The organism is Phytohabitans houttuyneae (assembly GCF_011764425.1).
Taxonomy (GTDB): domain Bacteria; phylum Actinomycetota; class Actinomycetes; order Mycobacteriales; family Micromonosporaceae; genus Phytohabitans; species Phytohabitans houttuyneae.
The window spans coordinates 2,842,757-2,862,767 of record NZ_BLPF01000001.1; the positions used below are offsets into that span (position 1 = coordinate 2,842,757).

Genomic DNA, 20,011 nt, shown 5'->3' on the forward strand with positions numbered 1-20,011 from the left:
CGTCCTCGTAGTAGAAGCGGGTGGCCGAGGTGGCCGTACCGGTCAGCCAGTACAGCATCGTATTGGTCAGGATGAAGTCGTCGTCCACCTCCTCGCCGAACAGCTGGGCGTTCCAGCCGAGCAGGCCGGCGGGCGAGTCGAAGATGCCGTACGCGAGCGTCTGCGGCTGCTGCGAGTGGAGCGTGTTGAAGGACATCTTGTTCTCGTAGAACCACTGCAGCACCTCAAGGCCCTTGAACTCCTCGGGCCGAGCTTCTCCATCTCGGCCGGGTCGCCGGAGGGAAACGAGAAGATCTGCGTCACGTGCACGCCCACCACGTGTTCGGGGTCGAGGCGGCCGAGTTCGGGGCTGACGAACGAGCCGCCGTCGTTGCCCACCGCGCCGTACCGGTCGTAGCCGAGCCGCCGCATCAGCTCCGCCCACGCCTTGGCGGTGCGGTAGCGGTTCCAGCCCTTCTCGGTCGTGGGACCGGAGAAGCCGAAGCCGGGCAGCGACGGAATCACCACGTGGAAGTCGCGGGTCAGCGGCTCGATGGCACGGAGGTACTCCACGATCGACCCCGGCCACCCGTGCGTGAGGATCAGCGGGAGCGCGTCCTCCCGCTCCGAGCGGACGTGGATGAAGTGGATGTTCTGCCCGTCGATCGTGGTGGTGAACTGCGGGTACTTGTTCAGCTCCGCCTCCCACCGGCGCCAGTCGTACCCGGTGCGCCAGTACTCGGCCAGCCGCCGCACGTACCCGACCGGCACGCCGTACTCCCAACCCGCGCCGGGGATCTCGTCCGGCCAGCGGGTGCGGTCGAGGCGGTCGCGGAGGTCGTCCAGCTCGGCCTGCGGGACGTCGATGCGGAAGGGCTTGATCTCGTTGTTCTCCGTCATGCCAATAACGCTACGGACCCTTCCGGTCAGGTCCTGTCCTAAAGGTCTGGCAAGATTTTCCTCGTGCTTGAGACATCCGCGAGACTCCTGCGCCTGCTCTCGTTGCTGCAGGGCAGGCGCGACTGGTCGGGCTCCGCGCTGGCCGAGCGGCTGGAGGTGAGCGAGCGCACGGTCCGCCGCGACGTCGACCGGCTCCGCGACCTCGGCTACCCCGTGCACGCCACGCGCGGCACCGACGGCGGCTACCGCCTGGGCGCCGGCGCGGCCATGCCGCCGCTGCTGCTCGACGACGAAGAGGCGGTCGCCGTCGCGGTCGGCCTCCGCACGGCCGCCGGCGGCACCGTGGCGGGGATCGAGGAGACGTCGGTACGGGCACTCGCCAAGCTCGAACAGGTGCTGCCCTCCCGGCTACGCCACCGGGTGAACGCGCTGCAGTCGTACACCGTGCCCGTCCCGCCCGACCGGCCCGGCCCCACCGTCGACCCGTCGGTGCTCACGGCGCTGGCGGCCGCCTGCCGCGACGCCGAGCGGCTGCGCTTCGACTACCGGGGCACGACGGCTCCGCCACGGTCCGCTCGGTCGAGCCGCACCGCCTCGTCTCGTGGGGCCGCCGGTGGTACCTGGTGGCCTGGGATGTGGACCGGCAGGACTGGCGCACGTTCCGGGTGGACCGGATCGCCCCGCGCACCCCGACCGGCCCCCGCTTTCCCGCACGCGAGGGTCCACCGGGCGGCGCGGCCGCACACGTGGCGCGCGGCGTCTCCGCGGCCGCGTGGCGCCACACCGCCCGAGTGGTCGTGCACGCCCCGCCGAGGTGGTGGCGGAACGGATCAACCCGGCGGTGGGCGTGGTGGAGGCGCTGGACGCGGAGACGTGCGTGCTGAACACGGGCGCCGACACCATCGCCACCCTCGCCCTCTACCTGGGCCTGCTGGAGGCGGACTTCGAGGTCACCTCGCCGCCGGAGCTTGTCGCCTACGTCCGCTCACTGTCCGAGCGCTACGCCCGCGCGGCCCGACCCTCTTAGTTGATCAGGGAGTTGGTGAGCGTGTCGTCCGGCGCGTTTCGCCTCGAGATCCCTGATCAACTCGCCAGGGGACCCGCCGCGTCCGCAACGCTGCGCAGCAGCAGCGCCTCCGCTAGGCACACCCGGGCGAACTCGCCCAGGTGGAGGCTCTCGTTCGGCCCGTGCGCCTGTGCGTGCGGGTCCTCCACGCCGGTGACCAGGATCGCCGCGCCCGGAAACATCTCCTGGAACGTCGCGATGAACGGGATCGACCCGCCCACCCCGATGTCCACCGGGTCCACGCCGTCCCACGCCGTGCGGAACGCGTCCCGCGCCGCGTCGAACATCGGGCCGGTCGCGTCGATCACGCAGGGCGCGCCGTCGTGCTCGAACGTGACCTCCACGTGCGCACCCCACGGCACGTGCTTTTCCAGGTGCGCCTTCATCGCCGCGTACGCGCTCTTGGGATCGTCACCCGGCGCGAGGCGGACGCTGAGCTTCGCCTTGGCCGACGGCGCGAGCGCGTTGGGCGCCTCGGCGGTGCGGGGCGCGTCGATGCCCAGCACCGACACGGCAGGGCGGTGCCAGATCCGCTCCGTGAGCCGTCCCGTGCCCACGAACGACACCCCGTCGAGCAGCCCCGCCTCGACGCGCAGCCGGTCTTCCGGGTAGTCGACGGGCGTCGGTCCTGCCGAGACGAGCCCGTCGACCGCGACGTCGCCCGCGTCGTCGTGGAGCGTGGCGAGCAGCTTGGCCAGCACCGTGAGCGAGTCGGGCACCGCGCCGCCGAACATTCCACTGTGGATCGCGTGGTCGGCCGTGCGCACCTCGACGAACATGTTGACGATGCCGCGCAGCGAGGTGGTCAGCGCCGGTACGCCAATGTCCCAGTTGCCCGAGTCGGCAATCACGATGACGTCGGCGGCGAGCGCGTCGCGGTGCTCCGCGAGCAGCTGCTCCAGCGACGCCGAGCCGAACTCCTCCTCGCCCTCCACGAAGATCACGACGCCCACCGGCAGCTCGTCGCCGTACGCCCGGAGCGCCGCCACGTGCGCCATCACGCCGGCCTTGTCGTCCGCGGCGCCCCGCCCGTAGAGGCGGCCGTCGCGCTCGACCGCCACGAACGGGTCGCTCTCCCACAGCGCGAGGTCACCCACCGGCTGCACGTCGTGGTGCGCGTAGAGGAGCACGGTCGGTGCGCCGGGCGGTGCGGGCCTGCTCCCGATCACGGCGGGCAGGCCACCGCCCGAACGCACGATCCGCGTGTCGAGCCCACAGCCGCGCAGCAGCTCCGCCACCGCTTCGGCGGAACGCTCCACGTGGGAGTGGTCGAAGCCGTCGAACGCGATGCCGGGGATGCGGACAAGGCGCTCGAGATCGGCACGGACTCCAGGAAGCTCGCGCGTGATCGCCGCGCGCAGCTCAGGCTCGCTCAAGGTCATGCCGGAAATCCTACGTCCGGCCGTGTTGTGGCCGCCTCGTGATCAGGAGGCGTCGCTGCCGTTTGCCGGCGGCGGCGTGCCGTCATCCTGCCGCTGGTCACCGCGCGCCGCCCGGGCCGCCGCCTCGCCAGCCTGGTTGAACCAGGCGCGCGCCTTGCCCGCCGCCCCGCCGGCCCACTCGCCCATCTCGGTGGCACCGTCGCCGAACCGCCGCACCAGCCCGACCAGCGGGTCCTGCGTGCGCCGGAACTCCTCGCGGTACGACTCGGCCGCCGCCTTGATCTCCGTGGTCACCGAGGCTGTCGCGTCGTCCTCACGCCGCGGGTAGTCGCCGTCGAGGATCCGCTGGTATCCACCCGAGTCGATCCACTGCCGCAGCGCCGCGGCGCGGGCCACCGGCACCGGATGGGTCGACCAGAGCGTCATGCGCAGCTTGTGGAGGCTGTCCCGCACGTCGCCGCCGCCGTCGTACTCCGACGCCTGCTCCAGGAACGCCGCCGTGTCGATCTGCGACAGGTCCCCGCCGCCCGCCATCTTCATCAGCAGCCGCAGCGAAGCGGCCGTGTCCTGGCCGGCGAGCAGCCCCGCCCGGTCGGCGGAGAGCTCGGCCTTGCGCCACCACTCCAGCATCGCCGCGATGATCGCCCGCAGGGCGATCGACCCGATCGGCAGCCAGCTGATGCTCGTCGCCCACCGCGTGAGGATCATGAGGATCGTCTTGTAGACCGCGTGGCCGCTGCGCACGTGCCCCAGCTCGTGCCCCAGCAGCGCCCGCAGCTCGTCTTCGTCGAGCTGCTGCACGCTCGCCGTGGGCAGCACGATGAACGGCTTGTCGAGCCCGATCGCCTGACCGTTGAGGAACGGGGACTGCTGCACGTACAGCTCGGGCAGCTCGGGAACGTCCAGCGACTGCGCCGCCTCCGTGTACCGCTGGTACACAGCCGGGTACTGCCGGTGGTCGACCCGGATCGCGCCGGCGAGATAGGAGAGGCGGAAGCCTCGCTCATTCCACATCCCGAAGAATGCCTTGACGACGTCGTCGAAGCCCCGCAGCTCCCGCAGCGCGGTCAACGCGCCCCGGTCAGCCGGGTGCTCCCAGGCCCGCGAGCTGATGCCCGTGAGCACCAACCGCCGTCGTGCCGGGGGCTCCGCCGGTGTCGCCGTCCCGCCCGCATCCTCTGACGTCATCGTCGCTCCCCGGTAGGTGTGGTACCGCTCCTGCCGATGGTGCCCCAGCGTGTCCACCGCGTCCATGGCTGGCATCCCGGATATCTCCCTAGGTGGTCGTATCCAAGATCAAATCAGCATGGTGGGCGGTGGCGTCCGCGGCAAAGTGCGCCTCCTCGCCACGCCGCCATTTTTCGAGGTACGCCGAGAGTGTCCCGCCATCTCGGCGATCCGTGCGGCGGATCCGTTCTTCGAGCGGGGCGGTCAGGAAGATCGAAAAGGTCAGCTCCGGCCTGGCCTCCTTCCGCGCCGCCGTGACGCCCTCCAGCACCACCACGGGCGCCGGCGGCACCTCAGTCCACTCTGGAGCAAAGTGCCCCGCCACCCAGTCGTACCGCCGGTACCGCCCGGCGCGCCCCTCGCGCAGCGGGGCCAGCACCCACTCCTCCAGCCGCGGCCAGAAGGTGACCTGGTCGTCCCACCCGTCGAGCAGGTCGTCGAGGTGCACGACCGGCGTCCCCGGTCCGATCGCGCCGGCCAGCCGCGCGGCGAACGAGGTCTTGCCCGCCCCGCTCGGCCCGTCGACCGCCACGAGCCGCGTGTCACCCAGCCGGGGTGAGCGCGCCCAAATCTCGCCCGCGATGTCCGCCAGCGCGGCCCCGCTCACGCCAGCACCGCGCTGATCGACGGGAGGCGCGGCGTCCCCGACTCGATGAGCCGCCACAGCGCGCCGGTGTCCAGGTGCTCCTCCACGAGGTCGCCGAGCAGGTCCAGCGTCCGCTCCCGGGCCGCCGCGAACACCGTGTCCGGCGCCACCGCGAAGCCCGACCGCCCCGCCAGCCGCGCCGCCTCGGCCAGAAACCGCCGCCGAAACTCGTCCGACTCGAAAGCACCGTGCCAGTGCGTCCCGAACACGTTGCCCGCCACAGCCCCCTCGCCCCGGCCGTCCACGTACCGGATGAAGGGCGCGAGCCCCGGGTCGGCGCGCGAGACGTACCCGTGGTGGATCTCGTAACCCCGCACCGGCACCGACCCGAACGCCACACCCGCCGACTGGGCCAGCGTCTTGCGCGCCCCGAACGTCACCTCTACCGGCAAGAGTCCCAGCCCAGGCACGGTGCCCCGCCGGCTCTCCACCTCGTCGTGCACGAGCGCGCCGAGCATCTGGAAGCCGCCGCAGATGCCGAGCACCGGCCGCCCCGACGCCGCGTGCGCGAGCACGGCATCCGCGAGCCCCGTCTCCCGCAGCCACGCCAGATCGTCCACTGTGGACTTCGAGCCGGGCAGCACCACCAGGTCCGCATCGGCCAGCTCAGCCGGCTCGATCGTGAGCCGCACCCGCACGCCCGGCTCGGTGGCCAGCGCCTCGGCGTCGGTCGCGTTGGAGACGCGGGGCAGCCGCACGACCGCGACCCGCAGCCACTCCCGGCCGCGCGGGGAGGCGGGGCGGCCGAGCACCCGCCCGTACGCGAGGGAGTCCTCCGCGTCCAGCCACAGGTCGAGCTGCCACGGCAACACGCCCAGCACGGGCCGCCCGGTCGCCGCCCGGATCATCTCCAGCCCGGGCGCGAGCAGCCCCGGATCCCCCGAAACTTGTTGACCACGAACCCGGCCACCAGCGCCTGGTCGGCCGGCTCCAGCAGCGCCACCGTCCCGAACAGCGCCGCGAACACCCCACCCCGGTCGATGTCACCCACCACGATCGCCGGCAACCCCGCGCGCCGCGCCAACCCCATGTTGACGAAGTCGCCCTCGCGCAGGTTTATCTCCGCCGGACTGCCAGCACCCTCACAGACCACCACCTGGTACTCGTCTCGCAGCCCCGCCAGCGTGTCGAACACCGCCTCGGCCAGCCGCGGCCGCAAGGCCCGGTAGTTGCCCGCCGTCACCGTGTCGACCGCCTCGCCGAGCAACACCACCTGGCTCGACCTGTCGCTGCCCGGCTTGAGCAACACGGGGTTGAACCGCACGTCCGCGGCCACCCCACAAGCGGCCGCCTGCATCGCCTGCGCCCGCCCGATCTCACCCCCACGACCCGCACTGTCAACCACGACGGCGGAGTTGTTGGACATGTTCTGCGCCTTGAAGGGCGCCACCTTGACCCCTTGCCGGTGCAGCCAGCGGCAGATGCCCGCGGTGAGGACGCTCTTGCCCGCGTCCGACGTGGTGCCGGCCACGAGCAACCCGCCGTTCACGCCACGCCCCAGGCTCGCCGCGCGACGACCGATCCGCCGCTGCCGCTCGTCCCGCTCATGCCGCCCCCTGCCCACGTCGGGCGACCAACTCGCCGCTCGCGCCGCGCCCCCGCGCGATGGGCGGCCCGCCATCCAAACCGCGCCAAGTCGAACGCCGCGCGATGACCGACCTGCCACTCATGCCGCACCCCGCCCGCGGCGGGCGACCAACTCGCCGCTCGTGCCGCCCCGCATGCGGCGGGCGATGACCGGTCCCGCCGCTCATGTCGCGCCCTGCTCCCGGCGGGCGACCAACTCGCTGCTCGCGCCGCGTCCCGTGCGGGCCGATCGACCGTTACGGCGCGCACCGCGCGTGGCCAGGCCCACCGCCGCCGCGACCCCGGCCGCCAGGGCTGTTGCGGCCATGCCGACCGTGCCGGACAGGCGCGCCGCACGGCGGATGTCCAGCGCCGCCGGCCGCGGCCCGTCACCCAGAAATGGACGCGTCTCCGACCGTCCGAAGTAGACGTTGCGGCCACCGAGCCGGACGCCGAGCGCACCAGCCATCGCCGACTCGCAGTGGCCGGCGTTGGGGCTGGGGTGGTCGGCACCGTCCCGCCGCCAGACCCGCAGCGTCTCCGCCCGCTCCCCGTGCACCACCGGCGTGGCGGCCACCGTCAGCGCGGCGGTCAGCCGGGACGGCAGGAGGTTGAGCACATCGTCGAGCCGCGCGGCCGCCGTGCCAAACCTCGCGTAGCGCGCCGACCTGTGCCCCACCATCGCGTCGAGCGTGTTGACCGCGCGGTAGCCGACCAGCCCGGGCAGCCCGGCGACCGCACCCCAGAAGAGCGGCGCCACGACCGCGTCGGACGTGTTCTCCGCGACCGACTCCACGGTCGCGCGGGCCAGCTCCGGCTCGTCGAGCGCCGCCGGATCCCGCCCGCAGAGGTGGCTGAGACGGTCGCGGGCCGCGGGCAGATCCGCGCGCTCCAGCGCGCCCGCCATGTGGCCGGCTTCCCGCCGCAACGTACGCGCGCCCAGCACCGCCCACGTGCCGGCCGCCACGAGCGCCGCACGCGCCAACGGCCGCCGCCGCGTGGCCACACTCGCCGCCACCGCCGCCGCGACCGGCACCCCCACCGCGACCGCCGTGAACACCGCACCCGCCGCCCGGTCCGGCCGGTAGAGACGCCGCTCGAGCGCGGTCGCCGCCCGCCCGAACCCGGCCACCGGATGAAAGCGCCGCGGGTCTCCCACCAGCGCGTCGACGGCGAACCCGGCGAGCAGGCCCGCCGCATTGGCCAGGCTCATCCGGCCCCGACTCCCGGTCGCATGACCTCACCTCCTCACGCAGCCTAGGGCCTCTCCGGACCCCGCATCCGGGCCACCTGCCGCACCGCCACCTCGGCCTCTGGCTCCGGGACCCGCCGCACTCACCGACCGGCCCAGGCTCACACGTGCCACACCCACGAATGCCCACCGCATTCACCGACGCGGCCCAACCCCCGCGACCTCGCCGCACCTCGAGCCCGGCCAGGCCCGCACCCACCGATGCCCACCGCGCTCAGCAACGCAGCCCAACTCGCGGCCCACCCGCACCCGCCCCGGCCAGGCCGGCAACTGACGAACCCACCGCACTCACCGCCCTCACCGCACTCACCGATGAGGCCCAACCCCACGGCCCACCGCCAGGCCTTGGTCCATACCTGCCGCGCCCACCGACGCAGCCCGCCACGTCCGCCGCCTCGGCGAGCCCGCACCCGGCCCAATCCGGCCCGTGAAATGCCGCACGCACCCCGGCCGGCTCACCCCGCGAGCCCGCCGCACTCACCGTCTCGGCAGCGCATCCGCCCGGGCCGGCCCACGACCTGCCGCAGCGACGCCCGGCCGGCCGCCCCCGCGGTCCGCTAACCAGTCGACGCAGCGCGCGGCCGGCGAGCGGCCGCCGGGTGATGACGGGGACAAACAGAGGCCCGCCGGGACCGCGCAGGGTGGGTCCCGGCGGGCACCCGTCTCGCTCGGGCGGGCTGGTTTCCGCGCGAGACGGGCGGTGCGAGGTCGTCGGTGAGGCGGACCGACCGGCCTCGCTGGTCCTGTTGACCGGCGGTGGCCCTCCTCGGGAGGCACGAGGGCCACCGCCGGCGGCGTCCGGGCCTGGGGCAGGCCCTGACACCCACCCGCCCTTCGGGCAGCTCGTCGCCAGCCGAACCCGCGGGCGGGCGTCTCCTCCCTAGGCGGGCACCGGCGTGCGGCTCCTGCCGCGGCGACCGCGTGTCGAGCCGGCGGCGGGCGTGTCCGACCCCGCGCCGCTGTCCGGGTCGGGCAGGCCGGTCCCCGTGCGGGGCACGCCCCGGTCCGGCTCGGCGCCGTCGCCGGGCAGCATGTCGGCGCTCCCGCCGCCGGCCGGCGAGTCGGTGCTCTCCTCCGCCTCGTCCAGGTCGTCCGCGTCGTCGTCGGTGTCGTCCTCGGCGTCGGACGGGTCCGCCGCCGCGTAGGCCGGCACGAACGAGTCGAGGTCGTCGAAGTCGCGGCCACCGCGCATCGCGGCCAGCGGGTCGAACGCCGAGGCGGACGAGGCCGGCACGGCGCCGAAGTCCGGATCCGGGATGTCGTCGAACGGGTGGTCACCGAGCCGGGTGGGCACCTCGCCCTCCGGCACCGGCTCCGTCGCCTCGCCGCGCACGCGGCTCTCCGCCTCGTCGTCCTCCACCGAGCTGGTGCCCACCGCGGGGCGGGTGCGGGCGAACCGGGCACGACCGCGGGACAGGTCGTGGCCCACGGCCACGGCCTCCATCTCGTACGTCACGCGGGCGTTTCCCTCGGTGTCGCTCCAGTCGCGGGTGAACAGGCGGCCGATCACGACCACCGGGTCGCCCACCATCACGCTCGACGCCACACCCTCGGCGAGCCTGCGCCAGCAGCTCACCCGGACACGCAGGCTGTTGCCGTCGATCCACCTCCCCGACTCGCGGTCGAGGCGGCGCGCGGTCGAGGCGACCCTGAAGTTGGCCACCAAGATGCCGCTTTGGCTGGTGCGCCGCCACTCGGGCGCCGTAAGAACATTTCCGATAATCGTGAGATAAGTGTCAAACATCGCGTCTCCCCTACAGGGGTCCGAAGGGCTTGTGGTGCGAGTCGACTCGTTCGAAAGCGTGGGCCTCACGGGACGGGCCGCGCCACCGCGCGATCCCCGCCTGTGGATGGCCGCCCACCCTGTGGATAACGCCCTGATCAAGCGTGGATGTGCTAGCCACGACCATGGCGTACCGTTCCCGAAATGGAGGACGGCGTGGTGGTGGACGTGCTCGGCGAGCCGTACCGGAGCAGGGTCATCGAGCTCGGCCACGACGAAGAGGGACCGGTCGTCGCGACCCTGGTCTCCCGCCGCGCCCAAGCGCCCACCGGGCGCGCGGTGCTGTACGTGCACGGGTTCGTCGACTACTTCTTCCAGACCCACCTGGCCGACTTCTACACCGACCGCGGCTGGGACTTCTACGCGCTCGACCTGCGCAAGTACGGGCGCAGCCTCCTGCCCCACCAGACGCCCAACTTCTGCCGCACCCTCACCGAGTACTACCCCGAGCTCGACGCCGCCGCGCGAATCATCCGGGACGAGGACGGCCACGACACGCTGCTCGTCAACGGCCACTCCACCGGCGGCCTGATCATCTCGCTGTGGGCCCACGACCGCCGCGACAAGGCGCTGGTCGACGGCCTCTTCCTCAACAGCCCGTTCTTCGATTTCAACGCCCGCTGGTTGATGCGCAGACCCGTCGCGGCCGCCGTCGCGCGCGTCGGCCGCACGCGACCGCGGCGCATCGTGCCACTCGCCCTTTCCGCCGTGTACGGCGAGACGATCCACACCGAGCAGCGCGGCGAGTGGACCTACGACCTGGCGTGGAAGCCGCTCGTCGGATTTCCGGTACGGGCCGGGTGGCTCGGTGCGATTCGCGAGGCGCAGCGACGGCTGCGTGCCGGCCTGGCCATCCCGGCGCCGGTGCTACTGGCCTGTTCGGCACGGAGCTTCCGCGGCTCCACCTGGCACGAGGCGGCCGCCCTCGCCGACGCGGTACTCGACGTGGAGCACATGGTGCGGTGGGCGCCCGGCCTCGGCCCGCACGTCACGGTGGTACGCATCGACGGCGGCATGCACGACCTCACGCTCTCCGGGCCGGCGGTGCGGGCGCGCGTGTTCGACGAGTTGGAGCGCTGGATGGGCGCATACGTCGAGCGTCCCTTGGAGATCGACGAGGTCGGCCGCGCCGCCGACACCGCCTGAGGGTCGGCTGTGCATTGCCTGAGGGTCCGACACCGGCATCGGCCGTAAAGCCGGTGCTCGTCAGCCGCGCACCTGGAAACCTAGTATGTGCTGGCCAGTGTTGCCGTCATGGCGCCGTGCGCTCGTAGCTCAGCGGATAGAGCAGCTGCCTTCTAAGCAGTTGGTCGCAGGTTCGAATCCTGCCGAGCGCGCATCCAAGCTAATCCGAAACAGATTCACGTTTGATGGTGTTCCTTGCGCGTCGCAACCGCGAGCCGGCCGGCCGACCCGGCCGCGCCCAACGAAGACTGGGCGTTCGCCAGCCAGCATCTCACAGTAGTCCTCGACGGACAGACCGCACGCACCGCGACCGGCTGCGGGCACGGCGTCTCCTGGTACACGGCGACCCTCGGCGCGGCCATCGCCGCCCTCGCGGCCGACCCCGACCTGCCCCTCGGCGCCGCACTTGCCCGGGCGATCGAGCTGACGGCGGCCCGGCATCCGGCGTGTGACCTGGGACATCCGGCGACGCCCTCGGCCACCGTGGCGGTCGTCCGGCTCGGGCAACGCACGGTCGAGTACCTGGTCCTCGGCGACACCACCGTCCTCATGGACACCACCGGCGGCCTGCGGGTGGTCACCGACAGCCGGATCGAGGCCGCCGCCACCGCGGAACGCCGCGCGGCCGACCGCCACCCCATCGGCTCGCCGCAGAAGCGGGCCGCCCTCCTGCGCATGAAGCACGCGGAGCTGGCGCTGCGCAACCGCCCGGACGGCTTCTGGGTCGCCGCCGCGGACCCGGCCGCCGCCGGTCACGCGATCACCGGCGAGGAGCCCCGCGACGGCCTACGGCGGCTGGCGGTGCTGTCCGACGGGGCGGCGCGGATCGTGGCGCCGTTCGCGCGGCTGGACTGGGCGGGCGTGCTCGACCTGCTGGAGTCGCACGGTCCGGAAGGGCTGATCGAGCGGGTACGCGCCGTGGAGGCCGGCGACCCTGCCGGCGCCCGATGGCCCCGCAACAAGGCAAGCGACGACGCGACCGCCGTCTACGTGTCGTGAGAGCGCCCACCGCGGCGCCGCCACCACATCAGCCCCAGCGCCAGCGCCACCCCGGCGGTGGCCCACAGGCAGCACGAGGCGGCGATCAGGATTCCGGCGAACTCCCACTCCACCCGCGCCAGCCTGCCAGGTGCGGCGAGTAACCGATTTGCCGGACGGCGGGGTGCCAGCCACGATCGGTGGCGTGATCGAACAGCTCACCGTTGACGACCTGGACGCCTGCCTCGACCTCGCACAGGATCGGGACTGGCCGCCGGAGCGGCACAAGTGGCGCCTGCTGTTCGACATCGGCACCGTGTACGGGATCCGCGACGCCGCCGGCCGCGTCATCGCCACCACGGTCCTGACCAGCTACCAGGGCGGCCTGGCCGCGATCAGCATGGTGCTCGTCGCCAAGGATCACGAGCGGCAAGGGCTCGGCCGCGCGCTGATGGTGCACGCGATCGGCGAGGCCGGCGCCGCGACGGTCGTGCTCAACGCCACGGAGTACGGGCGCCCGCTCTACGAACGCCTCGGCTTCGTCAGCGTCGGGAGCACGTTCACGCACGTCGGGCACTTCACCGGCCCCGGCGGGCACGCCTCCCGGCCGGCCACGCCGGACGACCTGGACGCGATCCACCGCCTCGACACGGAGGTCAACGGCGCGGACCGGGCGATCCTCATCGACCGCCTGTCCGGCTTCGCGGCGCAGGTGCGCACCGTCGAGGGCAAGGCAGGCATCACGGGGTACGCCGCCGCCTGGCCAAACCACGGCAACACCGTGATCGGGCCGGTGATGGCCGGCTCTGTCGCGGAGGCCCGCGCTCTGATCGCCGACGTGGCGGCCGGTGTGGACGGTCCGGTCCGCCTCGACCTCGACGGCCGGCACCCGGAGCTGCACGCGTGGGCCGTGAAACGCGGGCTGGAGCTGCGCACCTCGACCGCGGTCATGGCGCGCGGCGGGCCGCTGCCAGGTGACCGCGGAAGGTGGTTCGTCCCGATGATGCAAGCACTGGGCTGAAGTCCTTGACAGCAGGTACCCGCGCGCCGACCCTTTGTGATGACAACCCTCTATATAGGAGGTCGCGGGTGGCCAAGGAGAAGTTCGAGCTCGTGTTCCTCGCCGGCGGCTTGCTGCTCGACGTGCTGGCCAACCGCCTGCGCCGCGACCCGGCGACGCCCCGCGAGGCGGTGGGCGCCGCGATGTTCACGCTGGATCAGACCTTCGAGGAGCGCCGCGGCCACCTTGTCGACCCGCGTGGCGTGTCCGACCAGATCGACGTGATCAAGGCCGAGCTCTGCTCCGACAAGCCGCACAAGCTGGTCCTGGAGGCATACCTCGACGAGTTGAGCGGCCGCGCCGGCGCGGACGCCGAGCTCAGTGAGGCGGTGGCTCGCCTCCGCGAGGCCGTGCGCCGCTGGCAAAGCTAGCCCGGAGGCGGCGCAGCCCTTCACCGATCCGTTCGGTGCCGATCGCGCCGTACCCGATCACCAGCCCTTCCCGCTCCGGCTCGCCGAGGTGGTAGTCGCTCAGCGCCTGCACACCCACGCCGCTGGAGCGGGCGGCGGCCACGACCGGTTCAAGCTCCACTGTGGAGAGCGCGCACAGGTGCAGGCCCGCCGCGGAGGGCACCACCCGCAGCCACGGCGCGAAGTCCCGTTCCAGCGCGGCGACGATCCGGGCGTGCCGCTCGGCGTACTGCCGGTTTGCCTTGCGCACGTGCCGCGCCAGGAGCCCTTCGTCGATAAAGCGGGCCAGCGCCGCCTGCGTGGGCAGGTCGCCGTGCCAGTCGGTGAGCAGCTTGGCGTGCGCGAGCGCGGGTTGCAGCGAGGCCGGCGCGACGAGAAAGCCGAGGCGCAGCATGGGCAGGAGCGTCTTGCTGAACGAGCCGACGTACACCACCCGCCCGCTGCGGTCCAGGCTCTGCAGCGGCTCCAGCGGCCGGTCCTCGAAGCGAAACTCGCTGTCGTAGTCGTCTTCGATCACGAGCGCGTCCCGCCGCTCGGCCCAGGCCAGCAGCGCCGCGCGCCGGGCGAGCGAGAGCGGGGTACCCATCGGAAACTGATGTGACGGCGTGACGTAGACGAGCCGGGCGGCGGCCGGGATCGCGGCCACGTCGATGCCCTCGCCGTCCACCGGCACGCCGATGACGCGCGCGCCGAGCGACTGGAAGAGCAGTCGGGCGGGCCAGTAGCCGGGCTCCTCCACCGCGACCGTGGTTCCCGGCTCGACGAGCACCCGCCCGATCAGGTCGAGTGCCTGCTGCGCCCCGTGCGTGACCAGCACGTCGTCCGCGCTGGCCCGCACCGACCGGGCCACACCGATGTGGCGGGCGATAGCGGCGCGCAGGCCGGCGTGGCCGCGCGGGTCGCCGTACGTGGCCGAGCGCACCGTGGACGCGCGCAGCTCGCGGGCGACAAGCCGCCGCCAGGTCTCGATCGGGAAGAAGCGGCCGTCCGGCACGCCGACCGCGAAGTCGTACTCCACGGTGGACTCCCTGACCGCGGGCACCGCCAGCGTGCGCCAGACCGGCCTCGGCAGCACTGTCGAGCCGGACGGCGCGGCCCGTGAGCGGAGGCGGCCGAGCGGCTCGGTCGACACGTACGTGCCGTCGCCCACCTTGCTGACCAGGAAGCCCTCGGCGGTCAGCCGCTCGTACGCCACGGCGACCGTGTTGCGGGAGACCTCCAGCCGCTGCGCGAGATCACGGGTGGGCGGCAGCCGCTCCCCCGAGCGCAGGCGTCCGTCCAGGATCGCGTCCAGCAGCTGGCGGTAGATGCCGGCCGCAAGGTCACGACGCCCGGTCAGGCTGACGTGGATGTCCATTGCCCGCAGCCTAGCTGAACCGGCGACAGCCGTGGGAGCGCTCTCACAAATGCACAGGGAATCGTTCCGTAACATCTTGAGAGCGCTCTCTTGACAAGCGCGTTACCAAGCACAACCCTGCACGTGTGAGAGCGCTCTCACTGAGCGCGGCGCGAGAGGGGCACCCATGCATGTCAACTCCCGCGGTCGCCGTATTGCGGCCGTGGCAGTCGCCGTCACTACGGCGACTTTGCTGGCCGCCTGCGGCGGCGACGATGGAGACAGCGGTAGCGGAGACGGACCGATCACGCTGACGGTCGACGTCTTCGGGCAGTTCGGATATGACGACCTCTACAAGCAGTACGAGGCGAGCCACCCCAACGTGAAGATCGTCGAGCGGGGCACCGGCAGCAACCTCGACGAGTACTCGCCGAAGCTCACCCAGTGGCTCGCGGCCGGCAAGGGCGCCGGCGACATCGTGGCGATCGAGGAGGGCCTGCTCGTCGAGTACAAGGCCAACCCCGGCAACTTCGTCAACCTGCTCGACCACGGCGCGGGCGAGCTGAAGAGCAACTTCATGGAGTGGAAGTGGAGCCAGGGCCTCACGCCGGACGGTAAGCAGCTGGTCGGCCTCGGCACCGACGTCGGTGGCATGGCGATGTGCTACCGCAAGGACCTGTTCGAGAAGGCGGGCCTGCCGACCGACCGCGAAGAGGTCTCGAAGCTCTGGCCCACCTGGCAGGACTACATCAAGGTCGGCGAGCAGTTCAAGGCGAAGAACACCGGCGCGGCGTTCCTCGACGCGGCCACCAACACGTTCAACACGATCGTGCTCCAGGAGGGTGGCGCCACCGGCGGCTACCACTACTACGACACGAGCAACAACCTCGTGGTGGACAGCAACCCGGCCGTGAAGAAGGCCTGGGACACCACGATGGACATCATCGACTCGGGCCTGTCCGGCAAGTACCAGGCCTGGTCCGACGACTGGGTGGCCGCGTTCAAGCAGGCCAAGTTCGCCACCATCGCCTGCCCCGCCTGGATGACCGGCGTCATCGAGGGCAACGCGGGCGCGGGCGCCTCCGGCAAGTGGGACATCGCCACCGTCCCCGGTAACGGCGGCAACTGGGGCGGTTCGTTCCTCGCCGTGCCCAAGCAGAGCAAGCACCAGGCCGAGGCGATCGAGCTGGCCAAGTTCCTGACCAGCGTGCAGGGCCAGATCGGCGCGTTCAAGGCGAAGGGCCCGCTGCCCTCCTCGCCGCAGGCGCTGGACGACCCGGCGATCACCGGCGCGACAAGCGCGTACTTCAGTGGCGCGCCCACCGGCAAGATCTTCGGCGCCGGCGCCAAGAGCCTCAAGCCGGTCTACATGGGACCGAAGAACCAGGCGGTGCGGACGGAGGTAGAAAACGCGGTGCGCACGGTCGAGCTCGGTCAACGCAGTCCCACAGACGGCTGGACCGATGCCGTGAACAACGCGAAGAAGGCGGCTGACAAATGAGCGCGAGGAGTGAGGGAGCGCTAGCGACCGAGCCCCGCAGTCGCGAAGAGGGACAGGCTCAGTAAGTGGCCACCAGCCTCGAACTCCGCACCCAGCCCGGGACGCCGGTCAAGCACCGGCGTCCCGGGCCACCCCGGCGGCCGCGGTTGAGCCACGTCGACGTGAAGTACTCGCCGTACCTGTACATCGCGCCGTTCTTCGTGCTCTTCGCGGTGTTCGGCGCGTACCCGCTCGTGTACACGTTCTGGGTCTCGCTGCACGAGTGGGACCTGCTCGCGCAGGAGCACCCCTTCGTTGGGCTGGCGAACTACAGCGCGTTGATGAGCGACAGCGACTTCTGGAACTCGGTGTACAACACGCTCGGGATCTTCGTGATCTCGACGGTGCCGCAGCTGCTGCTCGCGCTCTGGCTGGCCAACCTGCTCAACCGCCAGCTCCGCGCGCGCACGTTCTTCCGGATGGGTGTGCTGATCCCCAACATCACCTCGACGGCGGCCGTTGCCATCGTCTTCGGGCAGCTCTTCAGCCGCGACTTCGGCCTGATCAACTGGGCTCTCGGCCTCGTCGGCGTCGGCCCGATCGACTGGAACGCCAGCAAGCTGGGCTCCTGGATCGCCATCTCCACGATGGTCGACTGGCGGTGGACCGGGTACAACGCGCTCATCTTCCTGGCCGCGATGCAGGCGATACCGCGCGACCTCTACGAGTCCGCCTCCATCGACGGCGCGCGGCCGGCACGGCAGTTCTGGTCGATCACCGTGCCGATGCTGCGACCGACGATCATCTTCTGCGTCATCATCTCCACGATCGGCGGCCTCCAGCTCTTCACCGAGCCCCTGCTGTTCAACTCCGGCACCAACTCGATCCGCGGCGGCCCGCTGCGCGAGTCGCAAACCATGACGATGTACATGTTCGAGAACGCGTTCGCCCCCAACTACAACTTCGGGTACGGCGCCGCGGTCGCCTGGATGCTGTTCGCCCTCATCGTCGTCGTGGCCATCGTCAACGTACTGATCATCCGAAGGGCGGCCCGGTCATCATGAGTGGCGGTCTGTGGAAGGGCACGCGGCTCACCTACGTCGCCCTCTTGCTCGCCGGCGTGATGTCGGTGTTCCCGATCTACTGGATGTTCGTGGTGGCCACTCGCTCCAGTGACGCGATGGGACAGGTACCGCCGCCGATCACCCCCGGCGGCAACCTGCCCGGCAACCTGGACCGGCTCTTCGCCAATGCTGACGCCCGCTTCATCACCGGCATGATCAACTCGGCGATCGTCGCCGGCTGCGTCACGGTGAGCGTGGTGTTCTTCTCGTCGCTGGCCGGGTTCGCCTTCGCCAAGCTCCGCTTCCGCGGTTCCAACGCGCTGCTGCTCGTCATCATCGCGACGATGATGGTGCCCACGCAGCTCGGCGTCATCCCGCTGTACATGCTGATGACCGACCTCGGCTGGAACGACCGCCTGCAGGCCGTGATCGTGCCGGGGCTGGTCACCGGCTTCGGGGTCTTCATGATGCGGCAGTACGCGAGCCAGGCCGTCTCGAACGAGCTGATCGAGGCGGCGCGGGTGGACGGCTGCAGCACGTTCCGCGTCTTCCGCAGCGTGGTGGCGCCCGCGCTACGGCCGGCCGCCGCGGTGCTCGGCCTCCTCACGTTCATGACCACCTGGAACGACTTCCTGTGGCCCTACGCCGTGCTCAACGACCCGGAGAACCCGACCGTCCAGCTCTCCCTGCGCGCGCTGTCCAACGGCTACTACCAGGACATGTCGCAGGTCTTCACCGGTACCGCCATCGCCACGCTGCCGCTGCTCGTGGTCTTCATCATCTTCGGACGCCAGATCATCGGGGGGATCATGGAAGGCGCGGTCAAGGCGTGACATCCGCACGCGAGCGGCCGACGCTGGAGGAGGTGGCGCGCCGCGCGGGCGTCTCACGCGCCACCGTCTCCCGCGTGGTAAACGGCTCCACCACGGTCGCCCTGCCCATCCAGGAAGCCGTCCGCCGGGCGGTGCGCGAGCTGGGCTACGTGCCCAACCTCGCCGCCCGGACGCTGGTCACCCAACGGACGGACTCAATAGCACTGGTGCTCCCGGAGACCGCCACCCGCGTCTTCTCCGACGATCCCCTCTTCCCCGGCATCGTGCGCGGCGTCAGCCAGGAGCTGGAGGCGGCGGACCGCCAGCTGGTGCTCATGATGGCCGGCTCCGCGGCGAGCCATGACCGCATCGAGCGGTACGCGATGGGCCGCCACGTCGACGGTGTCATGTTCGCCTCGATGCACGGCATGGACCCGCTGCCGGGCGCGCTGGCCAGGATCGGCATGCCCTCGGTGTGCAGCGGCCGCCCGCTCGGCCGCGCCGCGGTGCCCTATGTGGACATCGACCACCTGGCGGGCGTGGCCAGCGCCGTCCGGCACCTGCTCGACGCCGGACGCCAGCGCATCGCCACCATCGCCGGCCCACAGGACATGGTCGCCGGCATCGAACGCCTGGCCGGCTACCGCGACGCGCTGCGCGGCTCGGACCGCCGATCGATCGTCGCGGTGGGCGACTTCACCAGGGAGTCCGGCGCCGTCGCGATGCGCCACCTGCTCGACGACGACCCCAAGCTGGACGCGGTGTTCGTCGCCTCGGACCTGATGGCCGACGGCGCGCTGCGCACCCTCCGCGAGGCGGGCCGCAGGGTGCCGGACGACGTCGCGGTGATCGGCTTCGACGACGCCGAGTTCGCCAGCTACACGGACCCCCGCTCACCACGGTGCGCCAGCCGATCATCGAGATCGGCCGCGAGATGGTGCGGCTCCTCCTGCGACTCGCCGAAGGTGAACCGGTCGAAAACGCCCTCATCCTGCCGACGCACCTGGTGGTCCGGGACAGCGCATGAGGACGCCGCCGGGCCCGAGCCCGGCGGCGTCCTGTTCACGAGGATCCGGTATCAGCAGGTTGGCGTCGTACTGCAGAGGCGGCCCGCCGCCGCGACGACGATGGCGCGGGCCTGGCTTTCGGTCGCACCGGTGTGGATTCGCAGGCGTGCCTCGACGTCACCCTGCCGCACGACCGCGTGGAACTGGACGGCTCCGTTCAGGTTTTCCCTGATCAGAACCGCGCCGTCGCCGGCGAAGTCGGTGCCGACCACGGTCAGGGTGGCCCGGCGGTTCGGGTCGCCCATGATGTCGACGGTGGTGCAGCTCGGCAGGACCTCGCGCAGGTCGTCGATGTGCCGAGCGGCCCACGTCGGCGCGTACCGGCTCACCTGTTCGAGGACGTACCGGTCGTCGTCGCGGCTGACGTTACGCTTGCGGTTGGCCACCCGGTGGTCGTCCGCGGTGGTGTAGTCGCCCTGCCCGCAGTAGCTCATCATCATCGCGATCGAACCGTGGTCGTCTCCCTCCTGCGCGTCGGAGGCGCTGTACCCGGAGCCGACGTCCGCCGGCCGAAGCATGGCGGCCGTGGGGATCGCCGTCGGCGCGGCGGGTTCGCCGGTCGACCGGCGAGGACCGCTCGGCGGCGTCGCAGGTGGGGAGCTGGCCGGTGGAACGGTGGACGGCGGAGGGACGGTCGTGGTGGGGTCCGGCAGCGTCGGTGGTACCGCCGGCGCGCTTGGTTCCGCGGGCGTGGAAGTGGTGGCGACGTCCGGTGCCGGCACCGGACCGGACAGCGCCCAAGCGGACCCCACACCGATACCCGCCACGGTCACGACGACCAGCCCGGTGACGGCGATACGCCGGACCACGCGACGGCG

General features: G+C 71.8%; 16 protein-coding genes, 1 tRNA gene and 3 pseudogenes. 10 read left to right on the forward strand and 10 right to left on the reverse strand.

Features of this window, described 5'->3' with window-relative positions; all coding sequences use genetic code 11:
• Positions 1-66: 66 nt before the first annotated feature.
• Positions 67-879, reverse strand: coding sequence for an epoxide hydrolase family protein (locus Phou_RS12465; protein WP_308784447.1), 813 nt, complete (start codon positions 877-879; stop codon positions 67-69).
• Between the two features lie 63 nt (positions 880-942).
• Between Phou_RS12465 and Phou_RS12470 the strand changes: the two are divergent.
• Positions 943-1,906 (forward strand): annotated as a pseudogene (locus Phou_RS12470) (helix-turn-helix transcriptional regulator).
• 56 nt (positions 1,907-1,962) lie between these two features.
• On the opposite strand, the gene Phou_RS12475 reads toward Phou_RS12470, so the two are convergent.
• The 6 genes and pseudogenes from Phou_RS12475 to Phou_RS12500 all read right to left on the reverse strand — a co-directional run bounded on the left by Phou_RS12475 (position 1,963) and on the right by Phou_RS12500 (position 9,762).
• Positions 1,963-3,321, reverse strand: a complete 1,359-nt coding sequence (locus Phou_RS12475; RefSeq protein ID WP_218579126.1) for a dipeptidase — start codon at positions 3,319-3,321, stop codon at positions 1,963-1,965.
• 48 nt (positions 3,322-3,369) lie between these two features.
• Positions 3,370-4,515, reverse strand: coding sequence for a M48 family metallopeptidase (locus Phou_RS12480; RefSeq protein WP_173058294.1), 1,146 nt, complete (start codon positions 4,513-4,515; stop codon positions 3,370-3,372).
• An 88-nt stretch (positions 4,516-4,603) separates the two neighbouring features.
• Entirely contained in the window at positions 4,604-5,161 is a 558-nt protein-coding gene (locus tag Phou_RS12485; RefSeq protein WP_173056210.1) for a uridine kinase family protein, read from the reverse strand.
• A pseudogene (locus Phou_RS12490) lies at positions 5,158-6,689 on the reverse strand (cobyric acid synthase). The gene Phou_RS12485 and the pseudogene Phou_RS12490 overlap by 4 nt, the downstream one beginning before the upstream one ends.
• A gap of 261 nt (positions 6,690-6,950) precedes the next feature.
• Positions 6,951-7,979 (reverse strand): cobalamin biosynthesis protein, encoded by a 1,029-nt coding sequence (locus Phou_RS12495; protein WP_173056211.1) that lies wholly within the window; start codon positions 7,977-7,979, stop codon positions 6,951-6,953.
• 919 nt (positions 7,980-8,898) lie between these two features.
• On the reverse strand, positions 8,899-9,762 hold the full coding sequence (locus Phou_RS12500) for a single-stranded DNA-binding protein (protein WP_173056212.1): 864 nt from the start codon (positions 9,760-9,762) through the stop codon (positions 8,899-8,901).
• A 195-nt stretch (positions 9,763-9,957) separates the two neighbouring features.
• On the opposite strand from Phou_RS12500, the gene Phou_RS12505 reads away from it, so the two are divergent.
• The 3 genes from Phou_RS12505 (at position 9,958) to Phou_RS12515 (ending at position 11,985) form a co-directional block, all read left to right on the forward strand.
• On the forward strand, positions 9,958-10,947 hold the full coding sequence (locus Phou_RS12505) for an alpha/beta hydrolase (protein WP_173058296.1): 990 nt from the start codon (positions 9,958-9,960) through the stop codon (positions 10,945-10,947).
• 118 nt (positions 10,948-11,065) lie between these two features.
• Positions 11,066-11,138 (forward strand) — tRNA-Arg (locus Phou_RS12510).
• 43 nt (positions 11,139-11,181) lie between these two features.
• Positions 11,182-11,985 (forward strand): protein phosphatase 2C domain-containing protein, encoded by an 804-nt coding sequence (locus Phou_RS12515; protein ID WP_173056213.1) that lies wholly within the window; start codon positions 11,182-11,184, stop codon positions 11,983-11,985.
• On the opposite strand, the gene Phou_RS54425 is transcribed toward Phou_RS12515, so the two are convergent.
• On the reverse strand, positions 11,973-12,098 hold the full coding sequence (locus Phou_RS54425; RefSeq protein WP_281365025.1) for a hypothetical protein: 126 nt from the start codon (positions 12,096-12,098) through the stop codon (positions 11,973-11,975). The two genes, Phou_RS12515 and Phou_RS54425, sit on opposite strands and share 13 nt — an antisense overlap.
• 71 nt (positions 12,099-12,169) lie before the next feature.
• On the opposite strand from Phou_RS54425, the gene Phou_RS12520 reads away from it, so the two are divergent.
• Positions 12,170-12,985, forward strand: a complete 816-nt coding sequence (locus Phou_RS12520; protein ID WP_246273514.1) for a GNAT family N-acetyltransferase — start codon at positions 12,170-12,172, stop codon at positions 12,983-12,985.
• 68 nt (positions 12,986-13,053) lie between these two features.
• Positions 13,054-13,395, forward strand: a complete 342-nt coding sequence (locus Phou_RS12525; protein ID WP_173056214.1) for a hypothetical protein — start codon at positions 13,054-13,056, stop codon at positions 13,393-13,395.
• Here the strand turns inward: Phou_RS12525 and pdxR are convergent.
• Positions 13,343-14,791, reverse strand: a complete 1,449-nt coding sequence (gene pdxR, locus Phou_RS12530) for a MocR-like pyridoxine biosynthesis transcription factor PdxR (RefSeq protein WP_173056215.1) — start codon at positions 14,789-14,791, stop codon at positions 13,343-13,345. The genes Phou_RS12525 and pdxR overlap by 53 nt on opposite strands.
• A 166-nt stretch (positions 14,792-14,957) precedes the next feature.
• Between pdxR and Phou_RS12535 the strand changes: the two genes are divergently transcribed.
• The 4 genes and pseudogenes from Phou_RS12535 to Phou_RS12550 all read left to right on the forward strand — a co-directional run bounded on the left by Phou_RS12535 (position 14,958) and on the right by Phou_RS12550 (position 19,153).
• Positions 14,958-16,271 (forward strand): ABC transporter substrate-binding protein, encoded by a 1,314-nt coding sequence (locus Phou_RS12535; protein ID WP_173056216.1) that lies wholly within the window; start codon positions 14,958-14,960, stop codon positions 16,269-16,271.
• A 65-nt stretch (positions 16,272-16,336) separates the two neighbouring features.
• The gene (locus Phou_RS12540; RefSeq protein WP_173056217.1) at positions 16,337-17,314 is read left to right on the forward strand and encodes a carbohydrate ABC transporter permease; all 978 of its coding nucleotides are present in this window, start codon (positions 16,337-16,339) and stop codon (positions 17,312-17,314) included.
• Positions 17,311-18,147, forward strand: coding sequence for a carbohydrate ABC transporter permease (locus Phou_RS12545; protein ID WP_173056218.1), 837 nt, complete (start codon positions 17,311-17,313; stop codon positions 18,145-18,147). The genes Phou_RS12540 and Phou_RS12545 overlap by 4 nt, the downstream gene beginning before the upstream one ends.
• A pseudogene (locus tag Phou_RS12550) lies at positions 18,144-19,153 on the forward strand (LacI family DNA-binding transcriptional regulator). Before Phou_RS12545 ends, Phou_RS12550 begins: the two are co-directional and overlap by 4 nt.
• Before the next feature lie 51 nt (positions 19,154-19,204).
• On the opposite strand, the gene Phou_RS12555 reads toward Phou_RS12550, so the two are convergent.
• Complete coding sequence (locus tag Phou_RS12555) at positions 19,205-20,002, reverse strand: hypothetical protein (protein WP_173056219.1); 798 nt, start codon at positions 20,000-20,002, stop codon at positions 19,205-19,207.
• Between the last annotated feature and the right edge of the window lie 9 nt (positions 20,003-20,011).

Bases quoted from the DNA above. Each gene is read 5' to 3' on its own strand.
- Phou_RS12480 (WP_173058294.1), bottom strand. From the start codon at position 4,515: ATGACGTCAGAGGATGCGGGCGGGACGGCGACACCGGCGGAGCCCCCG.
- Phou_RS12500 (WP_173056212.1), bottom strand. From the start codon at position 9,762: ATGTTTGACACTTATCTCACGATTATCGGAAATGTTCTTACGGCGCCC.
- Phou_RS12535 (WP_173056216.1), top strand. From the start codon at position 14,958: ATGCATGTCAACTCCCGCGGTCGCCGTATTGCGGCCGTGGCAGTCGCC.
- Phou_RS12545 (WP_173056218.1), top strand. From the start codon at position 17,311: ATGAGTGGCGGTCTGTGGAAGGGCACGCGGCTCACCTACGTCGCCCTC.
- Phou_RS12465 (WP_308784447.1), bottom strand. From the start codon at position 879: ATGACGGAGAACAACGAGATCAAGCCCTTCCGCATCGACGTCCCGCAG.
- Phou_RS12495 (WP_173056211.1), bottom strand. From the start codon at position 7,979: ATGAGCCTGGCCAATGCGGCGGGCCTGCTCGCCGGGTTCGCCGTCGAC.
- pdxR (WP_173056215.1), bottom strand. From the start codon at position 14,791: ATGGACATCCACGTCAGCCTGACCGGGCGTCGTGACCTTGCGGCCGGC.